Raw genomic sequence first — 16,345 nt, 5'->3', positions numbered from 1 at the left:
TCCTACATCGCCCGACCATGCGCAAGATCGCTCAGGAGACCTGCCGCCACGGTGATCTTCGGAAGCGTCAGCTCGCCGCTTTCGCTCAGGGTCACCAGTTCGGCGCCGATCCGATTCACCCGCATCCGGTCGCCGCCGACCCAGGCTTCCAAGGGCTTCTTCTCCTTCGGATGGGCGGTGAGCGCGGCAATGACGATATCGCGGCGCGCCGAGGCGAGCTGCTGCAGGCTGCGGGAGAGCGCCAGGCTCTCGTAATGTTCCGAGGTGGTGATCCGATCTCCCGCGCCGATCAGGCGGTTGACCCGGAAGGTCTCGGTGACGGCGAAATAGCTCTCGGTGGCGCGCGCCATGGTCTCGCCGGTGCGGTCGGCGATCAGCATGATCTCCGGCACCAGGACCAGCGTCGAGAGCAGCACGATCTCGCGGGCAAGCGACGCCGGTATGCCCTGCGCTTCGAGTTCCACGGCGCGTGCCGCGGTTTCCACGAAATCTCGGCCCGCGAGCGAGGAACGAAGCCCCTTGATCGCGGCCTTGAGGCGGCTCATCGCGCCGTCCATGTCGCCGGTGCCGACCTGCGTCTGCAGGATGAGGCGGGTCGCTTCCGCAAAGGTCTCGGTGGTGCGGGCGTAGAGATCGTTCTGCAGCTGGCCGGGGATCTTTCCGTCCAGTGCGTCGATCTCGGCCCAGAGCTTGGGAAGTTCGAAGCCGTCGCGAGCGAGGAAGGCGGCCTTCACGACATTCGCCGCCGTGGCGCCGGTCATGTCGCTCATCTGCTGCACGAAACCCGGCCCGCCGCGGTTGATCGCTTCGTTGGCGAGCGCGGTGGCGACGATTTCGCGGTGTAGGCGGTGGGACTGGATGTCTGCTGCGTAAGCCTTCTGCATCTTGGCCGGGAAATAGGCTTTCAGGACGGCCGAGAAATACGGATCGTCCGGCAGGCTGCTGTCGATGAGGGCGTCGAAGAGGACGATCTTCGAATAGGAGAGCAACACGCCGATTTCCGGCCGGGTCAGCGGCCGGCCTGAGGCATAACGCTCCGCAAGCTCCACATCGTCGGGAAGGGTTTCGACCTTGCGGTTGAGCTGCCCTTGCGATTCCAGCACCGACATCAGGCGCGACAGTTCCTCGCGGTTGCCGGCGCCCTTGCGTTCGGTAAGCGAGATCGACAACGGCTGCAGGTAGTTGTTGCGCAGCACGAGATGGCCGACTTCCTCGGTCATCGAGGCGAGAAGCTGGTTGCGCTTTTCGCGGGTCAGGCGACCGTCCTGCATGGCGGGATTGAGGGCGATCTTGATATTGACCTCGACGTCTGAGGAATTGACGCCGGCCGAATTGTCGATCGCGTCGGAATTGCAGCGTCCGCCATTCAGCGAATAGGCGATGCGGCCCTTCTGGGTCATGCCAAGATTGGCGCCTTCGCCGATGACGCTGGCGCGCACGTCCGCCGCGGTGATGCGGATCGGATCATTGGCGCGGTCGCCGACTTCCGCATCGGTTTCGGAGGCGGCCTTGATATAGGTGCCGATGCCGCCGAACCAGAGAAGGTCGACGGGGCTCTTCAGGATCGCGGTCATGATCTCGAAGGGCGTTGCGGTCGTCTTGTCGATGCCGATCGCGGCCGCTGCCTGCTTGGTGAGCTTGACCGACTTTTCCGAGCGCGAAATGATCATCGCGCCTTCGGAAAGGGTCGACTTGTCGTAATCCTGCCAGCTCGATCGGGGCAGGGCGAACATGCGTTCGCGCTCGGCGAAGGACTTTTCGATATCCGGATCAGGATCGATGACGATATCGCGATGGTCGAAGGCGGCGATGAGCCGTATCTTGCGCGACAGCAGCATGCCGTTGCCGAAAACGTCGCCGGACATGTCGCCGACGCCGGCTACCGTGAACGGCGTCGTCTGGATATCGACATCCTTTTCGCGGAAATGCCGCTTCACGGCCTCCCAGGCGCCGCGGGCGGTGATGCCCATCTTCTTGTGGTCGTAACCGGCCGAACCGCCGGAAGCGAAGGCGTCGTCCAGCCAGAAGCCGGCTTCCTGCGCCAGGCCGTTGGCGGTGTCGGAGAAGGTCGCGGTGCCCTTGTCGGCGGCAACCACGAAATAGGGGTCGTCGCCATCGATGCGGATCGTGTCCGGCGGCCCGACGATGTCGGCACCGACGATATTGTCGGTGATCGACAGAAGCGTGCGGATGAAGGTCTTGTAGGCCTCCTTGCCGGCATTGAAGAACGCGTCGCGCGAGCTTGCCGGGGGCAGCATTTTCGGGAAGAAGCCGCCCTTGGCGCCAACCGGCACGATGACGGCATTCTTGACCTGCTGTGCCTTCACGAGGCCGAGGATTTCGGTGCGGTAGTCCTCGCCGCGATCCGACCAGCGCAGGCCGCCGCGGGCGACCTTGCCGAAGCGCAGGTGCACGCCCTCGACCTCGGTGCCGTAGACGAAGATCTCGCGGAAGGGGCGGGGCTCCGGCAGTCCGTCCAGCAGCTTCGGATCGAGCTTGAAGGCGAACATCCGGTGCGGGGCGCCATTGGCGTCGCGCTGGAAGTAGTTGGTTCGGAGCGTCGCATCGACCGCATTGACGAAACGGCGAAGCGTGCGGTCCTCGTCGAGATTGGGCACGTTGCCGAGCGCTTCCTCGATCCCGGCGTGGTGGTCGGTGAGTTTCTTGACCCGGGCCTTTTCGGCAATCTTCGGATCGAAGCCGTCGCGGAAGAGGCGGAAGATGGCCGCGGAGATAGCCGGATATTTCACCAGCGTATCGGCGATATAGGTCTGCGAATAGACGATGCCGGTCTGGCGCAGGTAACGGGAATAGGCGCGCAGCACCGTGACTTCGCGGGCGGAGAGGCCGGCCAGCAGAACGAGCCGGTTGAAGCCGTCATTGTCGATCAGGCCTTCGAAGGCGGAGAGGAAGGCTTCTTCCAGCAGCAGGCCTTCGCGGGAAAGATCGACTTCGCGCCCGTCGCCGAGCTGCAGTTCCATGTCGTGGAGGACGACCATTTTGCGGTCGTTTTCCGGTCCGACCTGGATTTCGAACGTCTGCTCGCTGACGGCATGGAAACCGAGGTTTTCGAGAAGCGGCACGCGGCGGGAAAGCGACAGATGCCGGTCCTTGTGGAAGATCTTCAACGACACCGTATTCGCGGGATCGCCGGGACGGCGATAGAAGGCGATGCGGATCGTCTCGCCGGCGGCGCAGGCGGCGATGTCCGGCAGGTCGGCAAAGGTTTCTTCGGGCGAGAAGGCTTCCTGGAAGGCCCGGGTGACGGAGAGCCGCGGCCCCTCCTCGGCGAGCGCTGCGAAGCGTTCCTCCCAGGGCGTGGCGATCAGCCGGATCGCTTCCTCGAGCTTGGCTTGCGCGATCCGCGGCGTCTTGCCGCCGCGCCTGCCGATAATCATGTGGACGCGGGCGACGCCGCCCTCAGGGAAAGCCGGGTAATAGGCGGAGACGTGGCCGTCATAGACCTTGGTCAGATAGTCGCCCACCTTTTCGCGGACGTGGGAATTATAGTCCTCGCGAGGCACGTAGACGATCACCGAGACGAAACGGTCGAAGTGGTCGATGCGCGGCAGGACCCGGACGCGCGGGCGCTCGTTCAGTTCCATGATCTGCTCGCAGAAGCGGGCCAACAGATCGACATCGATCTGGAAGAGGTCGTCGCGCGGATAGGATTCGAGCGTGTTTTCCAGCATGCGGCCGGAATGGCTGTCGGGGTCGAAGCCGAAGTGCTCCTCCACCCGGCCGGTCTTGGCGCGCAGGAGAGGGATGTCGCGCACGGAGTGGGTATAGGCGGTTGCCGTGAAAAGGCCGACGACGCGCAGCTCCCCGACCACTTCACCCTTTTCGTCGAAGCGCTTGACGCCGACATAGTCCATATAGGCGCGGCGGTGGACGACGGACTTCACATTGGCCTTGGTGACGATCAGGAAATCCGGTCCGTCGAGGAATTCGAGGATTTCCGGCGTGGTCGTTACCGCGTCCTTGCCCTGGCGCAGGACCAGCACATCCGGATCGGAGAGAATGCCGAGACCGCGGCCCTTGCCGCGTTCGACCTTGGCCTCCGTGCCCTTGCCCGAATAGACGTATTCGCGCATGCCGAGGAAGGTGAAATTGTCGTCGCGCAGCCATTCCAGGAAGGCGAGCGCCTCGTCGCGATCGGCCTTGCGGCGGCTTGCCGAATTGTTGAGCTGCTTGGCGGCGCCGTCGAGGACTTCCAGCATGGAACCCCAGTCGGTGATCGACAGATGCACCTGGTCGAGGATGTAGCGGATGCGCTCGGTCAGCGAGGCGGCCTGTTCGTCGTTGAGCGGCGACAGATGGATCTGGATGAGGCTCACGTGATGAGCGGGGTTGCCGGGCTGTTCGTTGGAGCGCAGGACCGGTTCCTTGCCAGGCTCGACGATCAGGATCGGATGGACCGCCATGGTGAGGTCGCGGTGGGTCGCGGTCACCTCGCCCATGACCGAATCGAACAGGAAGGGCATGTTGCGGTCGACGACGGTCAGCACCGAGACCGGAATTCCGTCCGGCTCGACGCCGGCAATCGATTTGACGGTGATGTCGGCCCGAACCCGCGTCCACGCCATCAGCCGCTCGGCAGCATGGTTTGCGGAGAGCGCCAGCATGTCCGGCGTGTAGCTTTCGAGGTCGTCAGTGCTGGCCCGGCCGAACAGGATGAGGGGGTCGAGATGCGGCCCCTTGCTCGCAGAAACGATCTTGCGCGCGCTTTCGATCTGTTTTTCCCGTTTCGGATTCTGCCTGACGGCCATGTCTCTCCCCTTTTTCCGTGTTCGGACCGAATAAATCAGATTTATGTCATCATGCGGCAACGTGGCTGATCCATGTCCGTCGGCACCACACGTTTCATTGTTCCGTGAAGCCTTGTTGACATGCGGCGACGAAGAAACGATCAACAGGGCCATCGTAGCCGGAAGTCAGTCTCATGCAGGATACCAGCAGTGCCGTCCTCGTCATCTCCAGCCATGTCGTGCGCGGCTCGGTCGGCAATCGTGCCGCCGTCTTCGCGCTCGAGACGCTGGGATTTCCCGTCTGGGCAATGCCGACCGTTGTCCTCCCCTGGCATCCCGGTCATGGGCCTTCTACACGGCTGACCTTTCCCGAATCAGATTTCGACAAGGCTATAGACGATCTTATTCGCGCGCCATGGCTGGGAGAAGTGAAGGCGGTGCTGACCGGTTATTTCGGCAATGCCGCCCAGCCGCGTTCGGTGGCGCGGCTGATAAGGGCGCTGAAGGAGAAGAACCCGGGCCTTCTCTATGTTTGCGATCCTGTCATGGGCGATCTCGGCGGGCTCTATATTCCGCAGCCGACGGCGGAAGCGATCCGTGACGAACTCATTCCGCTTGCGACGATCGCCACCCCGAACCGCTACGAGCTCGCCTGGCTTTCCGGCGCGCCGCTGGAAACCAACAACGATATCATGGATGCCGCAATCGCGCTCGGGCCTCCCCGCATCCTGGTGACATCGGCCGTGCCGATGATGGCGGGCGGCACCGGCAATCTCTACCTGACAGGCAAACATGCGCTGCTTGCCGAACACCGGCTGATCGACAATCCCCCGAACGGACTCGGCGACCTCCTGGGAGCGCTCTTCCTCGGGCGAATCCTGGCCGGCATGGAGGAGGAAAAGGCGCTGCAGCTGGCAACCGCAAGCGTTTTCGAAGTCCTTGCGCGCACGGCCAAGCGCGGCGGCGACGAGCTGACGCTGGAGACGGACGCATCGAGCCTTTCCACTCCGATGGCGATGGTTCAGATGCGCCGGCTCGTTCATCCCTTGCAGCGGATCAAGCGGTAATCGGCATCGGAAGTTCGCAGATGCACAATGGCCGTTGATCTTCGCTCGATGGCGCTATAATCGTTGCTCCATGACGGATTTTCCTGACAGACTACTGGCGGGCTACCGCAATTTCATGAGCGGTCGCTATAGTGACGAACGCGAGCGTTACCGGGTGCTGGCGGACAGGGGGCAGAAGCCCCATACGCTGCTGATTGCCTGTTGTGACTCCCGGTCTGCGCCGGAGACCATTTTCGATTGCGGGCCGGGCGAGCTTTTTGTCGTGCGCAACGTGGCCAACATGGTGCCGCCCTACGAGCCCGACAGCCAGTTTCACGCCACCTCGGCAGCGCTCGAATATGCAGTCCAGGTGCTGGAGATCGACAATATCGTGGTGATGGGCCATGGCCGTTGCGGCGGCATCAAGGCCGCCCTCGACCCGTCCATGGAACCGCTGTCCCCGGGCGATTTCATCGGCAAGTGGATGGGACTTGTGAAGCCCGCCGCCGAGCAGATCCAGAACAACGAATTCATGACCCAGGCCGAGCGCCAGACGGCGCTGGAGCGGGTCTCGATCCGCAATTCGATCGCCAATCTGCAGACGTTTCCCTTTGTTCGCAAACTCGACGAAGAGGGAAAACTCGGCATTCACGGTGCCTGGTTCGACATTTCGACCGGCGAGCTCTGGATCATGGACAGCAAGGGCGATTTCGTCCGTCCGGACCTTACCGAACCGCCGGCTCAGGCCGAGCAGGAGTCGGCCTGAATTTCTTCAGTTGAAGTAGGCTTGTCGGCTGCCGGCCTATTGGCCGTCGATCTGCGCGCCCATATAGGCGATCGCCTGCTGATAGACGGTTGCGGCATTCCAGCCCTGGATGGCAACGAAGTTCGGCTGGCCCGGCTGATAACCGGCGCCCGGCCTCCAGCCGTGTCCCTTCAGGAAATTCGCGGTCGAGGCCAGCGCATCGGCGCGCGAGCGGACCATGTCGATATGGCCGTCACCGTCGCCATCGGCGCCGTAGCGGACGACGTTGAGCGGCAGGAACTGGGTCTGGCCGATCTCCCCATGGGCAGCACCACGGGCGGTGATGCTCAGATCGCCTCGGCTGACGAGCTGAAGTGCAGCATAAAGCTGCTCGGTGAAATAGGCGGAGCGGCGGCAATCGTAAGCGAGCGTCGCGACAGCGGAAAGCGTGTGCTGATCGCCCATGAAGCTGCCGAATCCGGTTTCCATGCCCCAGATGGCGATGATCGGGCCGGCCGGCACGCCGTAGCGGCGCTCGATCTGCGCAAACAGCGAAGCGTTGCCGGATTTCATGCCCTTGCCGCGGGAGATGATGGCGGCCCCGCCGCGTTTCTTCATGAAGTCTTCGAAGGAGAGCTTGAAGCTTTTCTGGCCGCGATCGGCGCTGATGGTCGCGCGGTTGTAGGAGACGGCCGAAAAAGCCTTTTCGACGACGGAGGGGCTGACGCCGCTCGAGGGTGCAACCCGCTTGAACTCTTCGACCCAGCGGGCGAAGCCGGATGAATCGTTGCCGCATTGGAGCGCGGCAAACGCCGGACTAGCGGTCATGAAACCGGTTGTGATCAATCCTGCCAGCAAAATCTTCTTCATGCGGTCAAACCCGTCCCGAGAGCCGGATCGCTTAAGTCTGAAGCGTCCGGATAATGTGCATTGTTTCGGCCTTATGGCGGTGGCTGCAGACAATCGCAACTCACCCGTTCATGAATAGTTCGTGATATGGGTGATTCGAAAGAAAAACCCCGCCATTTCTGACGGGGTTTCTATCGGAACATGCTTAATAAATTTATTATTTATCAGGCAGCAGCCTTGCGCGGCTTGATCAGGCCGCGATTGACGAGCAATTCGGCGATCTGGATGGCGTTGAGCGCGGCACCCTTGCGCAGATTGTCCGAAACGACCCAGATATTGAGGCCGTTTTCCACTGTCGCATCCTCGCGGATACGGGAAATGTAGGTCGCATCCTCGCCAGCGCATTCGTAAGGCGTGATGTAGCCGCCGTTTTCATGCTTGTCGATGACGAGGCAGCCCGGAGCTTCGCGCAGGATATCGCGGGCCTGGTCCGCGCTGATCTCGTTTTCGAACTCGATATTGACCGATTCCGAATGGCCGATGAAGACCGGAACGCGCACGGCGGTGCAGGTCACCTTGATCTTCGGGTCGAGCATCTTCTTGGTCTCGGCGAGAACCTTCCACTCTTCCTTCGTATACCCGTCTTCCATGAAGCTATCGATATGCGGGATGACGTTGAAGGCGATGCGCTTGGTGAACTTCTTGGATTCGACCGGATCAGCGACGAAGACGGCGCGGGTCTGGGTGAAGAGTTCGTCCATGCCTTCCTTGCCGGCGCCGGAGACCGATTGGTAGGTCGAGACGACGACGCGCTTGATCTTGGCGAAGTCGTGCAACGGCTTCAGGGCAACGACGAGCTGGGCGGTCGAGCAATTCGGATTGGCGATGATGTTGCGCTTGGTAAAGCCGGAGATCGCATCGGGGTTCACTTCCGGAACGATCAGCGGAACGTCCTGATCGTAACGCCAGGCGGACGAGTTATCGATGACGACGCAGCCCTGGGCGCCGATCTTTGGCGACCACTTCTTGGAAACCTCGCCTCCTGCCGACATCAGGCAGATATCGGTGTCGGAAAAATCGTAATTTTCCAGGTTGGAAACCTTCAGCGTCCGGTCGCCGAACGAAACTTCGGTTCCCTGGCTACGGGCGGATGCCAGCGCCACGACTTCGTCGACCGGGAAGCCGCGCTCGGAAAGGATCGACAGCATTTCCCTGCCGACATTGCCGGTTGCACCGGCGACTGCGATCTTGAAACCCATTTTTTGCTCTCTTTCTGTCTCTCCTCGATTTGGTGAGGGGGAAGCCGCGATCAATTCGCGGAATTCCTTGTCCCCGGCCATCCGGGGAGAGAGCGGCGGCCAGAGACGTCAGACGGTTTTCGTCGTCGTTTTGGCCTTGGTTTTGGAGAAAGCGGCAAAACACGCCCGCTGCGCAGCCTGGATGGCCGGCAGTGCTGAGGCAGCGATATGGAATTCGCAGGCGCGCATGTGGGTGTCTTCCCGTTCGCGAAGTTGTTTAAAAGATTTTTGGAACGAGTCAAGCGACGGCTGACGCAGGTGATGCGCCGCATTGCTATTATGCCGCGCCGCAGCATCCGCCGTGCACGGCAGGCGCGATATTAGACGAAAGTCATAATCCCAAAGCATCGCTCTCCTTAGCCCTTGAATTCTGTCAATCTGCGACAATGCGTCGCCACATCCATGCCCTGGAGGGAACGGGCTCGGAGTCGGCACGCGAGTTTTCATCTTAAGGGAGGACGACAATGGCAAATGTCGCAACTGCGATTGACACCAGAACCAAGCCGATGACGGCCGAGGAGCGGAAGGTGATTATCGCCTCCTCGCTCGGCACCGTCTTCGAATGGTATGATTTCTATCTGTACGGAACGCTGGCTGCGATCATCGGCAAGCAGTTCTTCTCTCAGTTCCCGCCGGCAACGCAGGCGATCTTCGCCCTGCTGACCTTTGCCGCCGGCTTCCTTGTCCGCCCCTTCGGCGCGCTGGTTTTCGGTCGGCTCGGCGATCTCGTCGGCCGCAAATACACCTTCCTTCTCACCATCCTGATCATGGGCCTGTCGACCTTCGCGGTCGGCCTTCTGCCGAGCTACGATCAGATCGGTGTCGCCGCACCCATCATTCTCGTCGCACTGCGCATGGCTCAGGGTTTGGCGCTCGGCGGTGAATATGGCGGCGCGGTGGTCTATGTCGCCGAACATTCGCCCCGCAACAGGCGAGGTTTCTACACGGCCTGGATTCAGACCACGGCCACGATGGGTCTGCTGCTGTCGCTTTTCGTCATCGTGACCTTGCGCATCAATCTCGGTGAGGAAGCATTCCAGACCACGCAGACGATCTTCTTCGGTCTCAAGGGCGGATGGCGTATTCCCTTCCTCCTGTCGATCATCCTGCTCATCATCTCGATCTACATTCGTCTGCAGATGAATGAATCACCGCTCTTCAAGAAAATGAAGGAGGAAGGCACTCAGTCCAAGGCGCCACTGTCGGAAGCTTTCGGTAACTGGGGGAATGGCAAGATCGTGCTGATCGCGTTGTTCGGTCTCGTGGTCGGCCAGGCGGTCGTCTGGTATACGGGACAGTTCTACGCCCTGTTCTTCCTGCAGACTGTGCTGAAGATCGACCTTCTGACAGCCAACGTGCTGATCGCCTGGGCGTTGATCATCGCAACGCCCTTCTTCCTGGTGTTTGGCTCTCTTTCCGACCGGATCGGAAGGAAGCCGGTGATCCTGGCGGGCTGCCTTCTCGCGGCAGCAACTTACTTCCCTCTGTTCAGCGCCCTGACAACGGCGGCCAACCCGACCTATTCCAAGGCGATCGAAGCCGTGAAGGCTGAAGTCAGGGCCGATCCCGCCACCTGCGGTTCCCTGTTCGACCCGGTCGGTATCCGCACGTTCACGACGCCTTGCGACGTGATGCGCCGCACCATGTCAACTCAGGCTTTCCGCTACACGCTGGTGGACGCGCCTGCGGGCTCTCCGGCCCAGCTCGTCGTCAATGGCGGAGCGCCGATATCCTTCACCGATGCCCCAGCCTTCAATGCAGCGCTCGGCCCGGCTATGGTTGCGGCTGGCTATCCGGCGGCAAACGACCCGGGCAAGGTCAAGGTCAGCGGCTTTTTCTCCGCCTTGGCTAACGGTCAGTCGCTGACGGTCATCGCGATCCTGACGATCATGGTGATCTACGTCACCATCGTATACGGCCCGATCGCCGCTGCCCTGGTCGAGTTCTTCCCGACCCGCATTCGCTATACGGCCATGTCCCTGCCCTACCACATCGGTAACGGCTGGTTCGGCGGCCTCCTGCCGGCCACCTCCTTCGCAATCGTCGCCTCCACCGGCGATATTTTCGCAGGACTCTGGTATCCCGTCATCTTCGCACTTTTGACGGTCGTCATCGGCCTGCTGTTCGTCCGCGAGAAACGGGACGTCGATCTCGCTCACTGAGGCAGGACCAGCAGATAAAAAAGGGGCCCGGTACAAATGTGCCGAGCCCTTATGCTTTTGAAGGTTCTTATGGAATTCGAGCCGGTATCTCTGATCCGGCACCTATGCTTCGGCTTGATGATGCTCCGGAATCCTTGCCGTTTTGCGCGGCACGCCTTGAGTATTCAGTCGCTCCGCTTCGGAGGAACGCCACGCGGCGGAAAGGGCACATTCGCCCGATCGGGGCGTAGCAGAAGGGGAACCGGACGGCGCGGAACCGGCCAACCGTCAGGCTCCTGACGGAAGAGCAGCCCGTAGCGGGAAAAGACGATCGCCATGATCACCGAGAACCAGGCGCCGAAGGAGAGACCGGCAATCACGTCGCTCGGATAATGGGCTCCGACGATGACGCGCGAAAAACCGAGCCAGAGGCTCATGATCAGAAAGAACAGGCGGTAGCGCGGAGCGAGCAGCGCCAGTGCCATCAGGAACGCCCCGACTGTGGTTGCGTGACCGGAAGGGAAGCTTTCGAACCGGGAACCGGAAAACGGATTGAAGCCGTAAAATCCCCATTGCTCGTAAAGCCCCGGCCGGGCGCGGCCGATGATGCGCTTCACCAGGTTGGCGAGAAGGCCCGAGCCGGCAACGGCCACAAAGATGTAGCCCGCAACATGGCTGACCAGCATTGCCTGGAAACGGGCTTTCAGGCCGGTCGCGAGCCGGATAACGGCAAGCGCTTCGAAAAAGAGGATCGCGGCGGCAAAAAGAATCCAGCCGGACGTGCCGAAATCGGTGATCGCCTTGCCGACCGGCAGCAGCACGTTGGGCGTATGGGCGGCGTAGGAACCAACCGGTGCATCGAGCAGGAAAAAGGCGATCAGGATCAGGTTGATCGTGACCAGCCCGTAGGACAGCCACCGAGGCGCCCGAGGCCCGGATGGATGGCGATACCGCCGATGTCTCAGTTTTTCGATTGTCCGTTTCATCGGCCTCTTCCGTAGCGCGGGACCGATCCCGCGCCGCTTCTTCCCATAGATTTTGCGATATGGGTAGCAGGATGCCGAACGCCAAATGTCGAGGTGCCTTTCCGCGGCGACGGAAAGGCACCGATCGGTGTGTCAGGCGGAGAGGCTTACGAATTCCCTGAGGATCGCATCACCCATCTCGGCGGTGCCGACCTTGCGGGCGCCTTCCGCCATGATGTCGCCGGTGCGGATGCCCTGGTCGAGCACGTTGGCGATCGCCTTTTCGAGGTTGTCGGCTTCCGTCACCATGTTGAACGAGTAACGCAGGCACATGGCAAACGAGGCGATCATGGCGATCGGGTTGGCAACGCCTGTGCCGGCGATATCCGGCGCCGAACCGTGCACAGGCTCGTAAAGCGCCTTGCGCTTGCCGGTCTTGGCGTCGGGTGCGCCGAGCGATGCGGAAGGCAGCATGCCGAGCGAGCCCGTCAGCATGGCTGCGACGTCGGAGAGCATGTCGCCGAACAGGTTGTCAGTGACGATGACGTCGAACTGTTTGGGAGCCCGGACCAGCTGCATGCCACCGGCATCGGCCAGCATATGCTCCAGCTTGACGTCGGAATATTTCGCCTTGTGCGTCTCGGTGACCACCTGGTTCCAGAGCACGCCCGACTTCATGACGTTGCGCTTTTCCATCGAGCAGACGGCATTCTTGCGGGTGCGGGCAAGCTCGAAGGCGACACCGGCGATGCGCTCGATCTCGTAGGTATCGTAGACCTGGGTGTCGATGCCGCGCTTCTGCCCGTTGCCGAGGTCGACGATTTCCTTCGGCTCGCCGAAATAGACGCCGCCGGTCAATTCGCGGACGATCAGGATGTCGAGGCCTTCGACCAGTTCCGGCTTTAGAGAAGAAGCGGAGCTAAGCGCCGGATAGCAGATGGCCGGACGCAGGTTGGCGAACAGCTCCATGTCCTTGCGCAGGCGCAGCAGGCCGGCTTCCGGGCGCACTTCGTACGGAACGTGATCCCATTTCGGGCCGCCAACGGCACCGAAAAGTACCGCGTCCGCTGCCATTGCCTTGGCCATGTCCTCTTCGGAAATGGCGGCGCCATGCGCATCGTAGGCGCAGCCGCCGACCAGTCCTTCGTCGAGGACGAAATCGGCCTTCATGGCGTTGTTCATGTGAGCGATGATCTTGCGGACTTCGCCCATGGCCTCGGGGCCGATGCCGTCGCCGGGAAGGAGGAAGAGGTTCTTTGCCATATCGTTTGGTGTCCTTGCGGGTTTTACAGGCTCGCGTCCTCCCGCGCGGGATCTCCGCGCCTGGCAAAACCTCGTCCGAGCCTGCCAAAGGACGAGGCTGGAAAGGTTTTAGGGACTGTCGGCGCCGATGCGGGCCGTCACTTCGATCTCGATCTTCATTTCCGGCGTGGTGAGGCCGCACACGACCATGGTTGCCGCGGGCCGGATCTCGGAGAAGGTCTCGCCGAGAACCTGAACGATGGCATCGTAATCAGCCATGTCTGTGAGGTAGTAGCGCACCCGGACGACGTCCTGGAGGCCGCTGCCGGCCTCTTTCAGCGCCTTTTCGATCGTGCCGAGCGTATTGCGGGTCTGGGCGGCCGCGTCGGCGGGCATTTCCATCCGGGCATAGTCGTAGCCGGTGGTGCCGGAGACATAGACCATGTCGCGGTCCACCACGGCGCGTGAATAGCCGATCCGCGCTTCGAAGGGCGATCCGGAGGAAATCCGCTTGACCATCAGGATGCTCCGGAAATCAGAGCCAGGGGCGAGCGGCTCGGTTCTTGTTCTCGAAAGTGCTGATCGCGGCATCGCTCTTCAGCGTCGAGGCGATGTCGTCGAGGCCTTCGAGCATGATATGGCGACGGCCGGGATCGATGTCGAAATGGATCGAGCCGCCATCCGGGCCGGTGATTTCCTGGGCTTCCAGGTCGATCGAGAGGATGGCGTTCGAGCCGCGTTCGGCATCGTCCATCAGCTTGTCCAGGTCTTCTTGGGAAACGACGATCGGCAGGATGCCGTTCTTGAAACAGTTATTGTAGAAAATGTCGGCGAAGCTCGTCGAGATGACGCAGCGGATGCCGAAATCGAGAAGCGCCCAGGGAGCGTGTTCGCGCGAGGAACCGCAGCCGAAATTATCGCCGGCAACCAGGATCTTGGCGTTGCGATAGGCCGGCTTGTTCAGCACGAAATCGGGATTTTCAGAACCGTCGTCCTTGTAGCGGGCTTCCGAGAAGAGACCCTTGCCAAGACCGGTACGCTTGATGGTCTTGAGGTAATCCTTCGGAATGATCATGTCCGTGTCGATATTGATGACCGGAAGCGGCGCTGCAACGCCGGTGAGCTTGGTGAATTTTTCCATGATCTGCCTCCAGTGGACTTATCTGCGGAAGCTGCCATAAAGCAAATCGACGCGGATTTGAAGGCCTGTTTGGCGTGAACCGGTACGCCGAGGCGCCGGAAACCGGCGCATTCGTCTGTTTACCGCTTCGGCGCGATCAAAGGTCGATGATCGTACCGCGCCCGTCGTTCCAGACACGCATTTCGCGCTTGTTCGTCTTGGCCCGCACCGGAACCGGCTTCAGCCGAGCCGAAAGCGCGCGTCCGATGGACAGAACCGCGAGGATGCCCGCGAATGCGACGGTCAGCGAAGCCGTCAGAAGCGCTGCCATGGCGAGCACGGCAATGGCCGAAACGATGACGAAGAATACGCGAATATTTTGCATGGTATATACCTTTCTCATCGAGGAATGTGGGGCCTTGCGCCCTTTCTTGCAAGGGCTTTTGCAGAGCGCGGTATTGCCGCAGATCAAAAAGATTGGCACAAAGCGCCGATGACCGCCTTGACCGATATCAATTATTCCTCCGTTCATCTTCGTCGCTCGATCCTGAGTGTGCCGGCCGGCAATACGAGGGCGTTGGAAAAGGTGCATGGGCTGGATTGCGACGCGGTGATCTTCGACCTGGAAGATTCCGTTGCGCCGGAAAAGAAGGGCGAGGCCCGCGACAACCTGCGCCGACTGTTTACGGAAAACCGGCTCCAAGGCAGGGAAACGGTCATTCGCATCAACCCGCTCGAAACGGAGTTCGGCCAGGCGGATATGGATCTCGTCACCGAGGTTTGCCCCGACGTGGTGCTGATCCCCAAGGTCGAGCACATGTCGCAGATCCAGGCGGTTGCGGATATCCTTTCCGAGGCCGGGGTTCCGGACGACCTTGCCATCTGGGCGATGATCGAAACGCCGAAGGGCGTCCTGAATGCGCCGGCGATTGCGGTTGCCGACGAGCGGCTCCTATGTTTCGTGGTCGGCCTCAACGACCTGCGCAAGGAAACGGGCGTGCTGCCCCAGCCGGGGCGGGCCTACCTGGTGCCCTGGCTGATGCAGATCGTGCTTGCCGGGCGCGCCCAGGGCATCGATGTGATCGACAGCGTCTTCAACGACTTCAGCGATGCGGAAGCTTTCGAAGCGGAATGCGCCCAGGGCCGCGCCATGGGTTTTTCCGGCAAGATGCTGATCCATCCGGCCCAGATCGAACCCGCCAATCGTCATTTCGGGCCGGATCCCCGGGCCGTGGAAGAGGCGGAAGCGGTCATCGCCGCCTTTGCGGAGCCGGGAGCGCAACATCTCAACATCATCAACCTGAACGGCAGGATGGTCGAAAGGCTGCACCTGGCGGAGGCCGAAAAGCTTGCCGCCACGGCCCGGATCATCGCCGAAAAAAAGAGAACGCCATGAAACTGTATCGCTTCCTCAGCGGCCCCGACGATTCCTCCTTCTGCCACAAGGTGACGGCGGCGCTGAACAAGGGGTGGGAACTGTCCGGCTCGCCGACCTATGCCTTCAACGCCACGACCGGCGAGATGCAATGCGGCCAGGCGGTGACCAAAACCGTTCACGGCAAGGAATACGATCCCGAGATGAAACTCGGCGAGCAATAAGGCTCAGCGCTGGGCGGCTTCCTCGGCGCTGGCCTCGATACGCTCCATGTCGTCGTCGCTGAGGCCGAAATGATGGCCGATCTCGTGGATCAGCACATGGGTGATGATGTCGCCCAGGGTTTCTTCGTTTTCCGCCCAGTAATCGAGGATCGGCCGGCGATAAAGCCGGATGCGGTTCGGCAGCTCGCCCGTTTCCATGTTGAACCGCTCGGAAATGCCGCGGCCTTCGAAAAGCCCGAGCAGGTCGAAGGGCGTCTCGAGCGCCATGTCCTCGAAAACGTCGTCGTCCGGGAAATCCTCGATTTCGATCGTCAGGTTGACGGTAAGAGCCCGGAATTCCTCCGGCAAATGACCGTAGGCCTCGATTGCCAGCGACTCGAACGTGCTGATCGTCGGTGCGTGGCGATCCTGCCAATCGTCGGTCTGGTCGATGCGGGCCATAGGCTCTCCTTCTGATCAGGCCCATATAGTACCTCCTACGATATTTTTCGAGTGAAGAATCATCGGTCTACGATCCGAGGAAAAGATTCCCAGGGTTTGGCTGTTGACTCTTTCGGGCAGCTCTGGAATCCATAAGAACATAAAGAGAACA

Annotated in this window: 15 protein-coding genes; 5 read left to right on the top strand and 10 right to left on the bottom strand. The window is 61.3% G+C overall.

What is annotated here, in order from left to right; translation table 11 throughout:
- Positions 1–2: 2 nt before the first annotated feature.
- Positions 3–4,769 (bottom strand): NAD-glutamate dehydrogenase, encoded by a 4,767-nt coding sequence (locus GQ59_RS24390; protein WP_037086252.1) that lies wholly within the window; start codon positions 4,767–4,769, stop codon positions 3–5.
- 173 nt (positions 4,770–4,942) lie between these two features.
- Here GQ59_RS24390 and pdxY point away from each other — a divergent pair, with 173 nt between their 5' ends.
- Both pdxY and GQ59_RS24380 read left to right on the top strand, forming a co-directional pair.
- Positions 4,943–5,815, top strand: coding sequence for a pyridoxal kinase PdxY (pdxY, locus tag GQ59_RS24385; RefSeq protein ID WP_037086250.1), 873 nt, complete (start codon positions 4,943–4,945; stop codon positions 5,813–5,815).
- A gap of 70 nt (positions 5,816–5,885) precedes the next feature.
- The gene (locus tag GQ59_RS24380) at positions 5,886–6,560 is read left to right on the top strand and encodes a carbonic anhydrase (protein WP_037086248.1); all 675 of its coding nucleotides are present in this window, start codon (positions 5,886–5,888) and stop codon (positions 6,558–6,560) included.
- Between the two features lie 36 nt (positions 6,561–6,596).
- On the opposite strand, the gene GQ59_RS24375 is transcribed toward GQ59_RS24380, so the two are convergent.
- The 3 genes from GQ59_RS24375 to GQ59_RS32105 form a co-directional block, all read right to left on the bottom strand.
- Entirely contained in the window at positions 6,597–7,409 is an 813-nt protein-coding gene (locus tag GQ59_RS24375; protein ID WP_037086247.1) for a lytic murein transglycosylase, read from the bottom strand.
- A gap of 203 nt (positions 7,410–7,612) precedes the next feature.
- A complete protein-coding gene (locus GQ59_RS24370) occupies positions 7,613–8,647 on the bottom strand; it encodes an aspartate-semialdehyde dehydrogenase (protein WP_037086245.1) in 1,035 nt (344 codons plus the stop codon).
- 108 nt (positions 8,648–8,755) lie between these two features.
- Positions 8,756–9,034: a hypothetical protein gene (locus tag GQ59_RS32105; protein ID WP_156376363.1), complete on the bottom strand. Its 279-nt coding sequence runs from the start codon at positions 9,032–9,034 to the stop codon at positions 8,756–8,758.
- A gap of 116 nt (positions 9,035–9,150) precedes the next feature.
- Between GQ59_RS32105 and GQ59_RS24365 the strand changes: the two genes are divergently transcribed.
- A complete protein-coding gene (locus GQ59_RS24365) occupies positions 9,151–10,848 on the top strand; it encodes an MFS transporter (RefSeq protein WP_037086243.1) in 1,698 nt (565 codons plus the stop codon).
- 164 nt (positions 10,849–11,012) lie between these two features.
- Here the strand turns inward: GQ59_RS24365 and lpxE are convergent, their stop codons facing one another.
- The 5 genes from lpxE to GQ59_RS24340 form a co-directional block, all read right to left on the bottom strand.
- A complete protein-coding gene (gene lpxE / locus GQ59_RS24360; RefSeq protein ID WP_037086242.1) occupies positions 11,013–11,813 on the bottom strand; it encodes a lipid A 1-phosphatase LpxE in 801 nt (266 codons plus the stop codon).
- A gap of 132 nt (positions 11,814–11,945) precedes the next feature.
- Complete coding sequence (gene leuB / locus GQ59_RS24355) at positions 11,946–13,055, bottom strand: 3-isopropylmalate dehydrogenase (RefSeq protein WP_037086241.1); 1,110 nt, start codon at positions 13,053–13,055, stop codon at positions 11,946–11,948.
- Positions 13,056–13,163: 108 nt separating this feature from the next.
- Positions 13,164–13,553, bottom strand: coding sequence for a RidA family protein (locus GQ59_RS24350; protein ID WP_037086240.1), 390 nt, complete (start codon positions 13,551–13,553; stop codon positions 13,164–13,166).
- A 16-nt stretch (positions 13,554–13,569) separates the two neighbouring features.
- Positions 13,570–14,175, bottom strand: a complete 606-nt coding sequence (leuD, locus tag GQ59_RS24345; protein WP_037086238.1) for a 3-isopropylmalate dehydratase small subunit — start codon at positions 14,173–14,175, stop codon at positions 13,570–13,572.
- A 136-nt stretch (positions 14,176–14,311) separates the two neighbouring features.
- Positions 14,312–14,539, bottom strand: a complete 228-nt coding sequence (locus tag GQ59_RS24340; RefSeq protein WP_037086236.1) for a hypothetical protein — start codon at positions 14,537–14,539, stop codon at positions 14,312–14,314.
- Positions 14,540–14,647: 108 nt separating this feature from the next.
- Between GQ59_RS24340 and GQ59_RS24335 the strand changes: the two genes are divergently transcribed.
- Both GQ59_RS24335 and GQ59_RS24330 read left to right on the top strand, forming a co-directional pair.
- Positions 14,648–15,550, top strand: coding sequence for an HpcH/HpaI aldolase/citrate lyase family protein (locus GQ59_RS24335; RefSeq protein WP_037086359.1), 903 nt, complete (start codon positions 14,648–14,650; stop codon positions 15,548–15,550).
- The gene (locus tag GQ59_RS24330; protein WP_007764402.1) at positions 15,547–15,753 is read left to right on the top strand and encodes a DUF1737 domain-containing protein; all 207 of its coding nucleotides are present in this window, start codon (positions 15,547–15,549) and stop codon (positions 15,751–15,753) included. The genes GQ59_RS24335 and GQ59_RS24330 overlap by 4 nt, the downstream gene beginning before the upstream one ends.
- Before the next feature lie 3 nt (positions 15,754–15,756).
- Here GQ59_RS24330 and GQ59_RS24325 read toward each other — a convergent pair whose 3' ends face one another.
- Positions 15,757–16,194: a metallopeptidase family protein gene (locus tag GQ59_RS24325; RefSeq protein WP_007764405.1), complete on the bottom strand. Its 438-nt coding sequence runs from the start codon at positions 16,192–16,194 to the stop codon at positions 15,757–15,759.
- Between the last annotated feature and the right edge of the window lie 151 nt (positions 16,195–16,345).

This window comes from Neorhizobium vignae (genome assembly GCF_000732195.1).
Taxonomy (GTDB): Bacteria; Pseudomonadota; Alphaproteobacteria; order Rhizobiales; family Rhizobiaceae; genus Neorhizobium; species Neorhizobium vignae.
The sequence above is the reverse complement of the archived record's forward strand: the minus strand, read 5'-3'. Positions and strand labels throughout refer to the sequence as shown.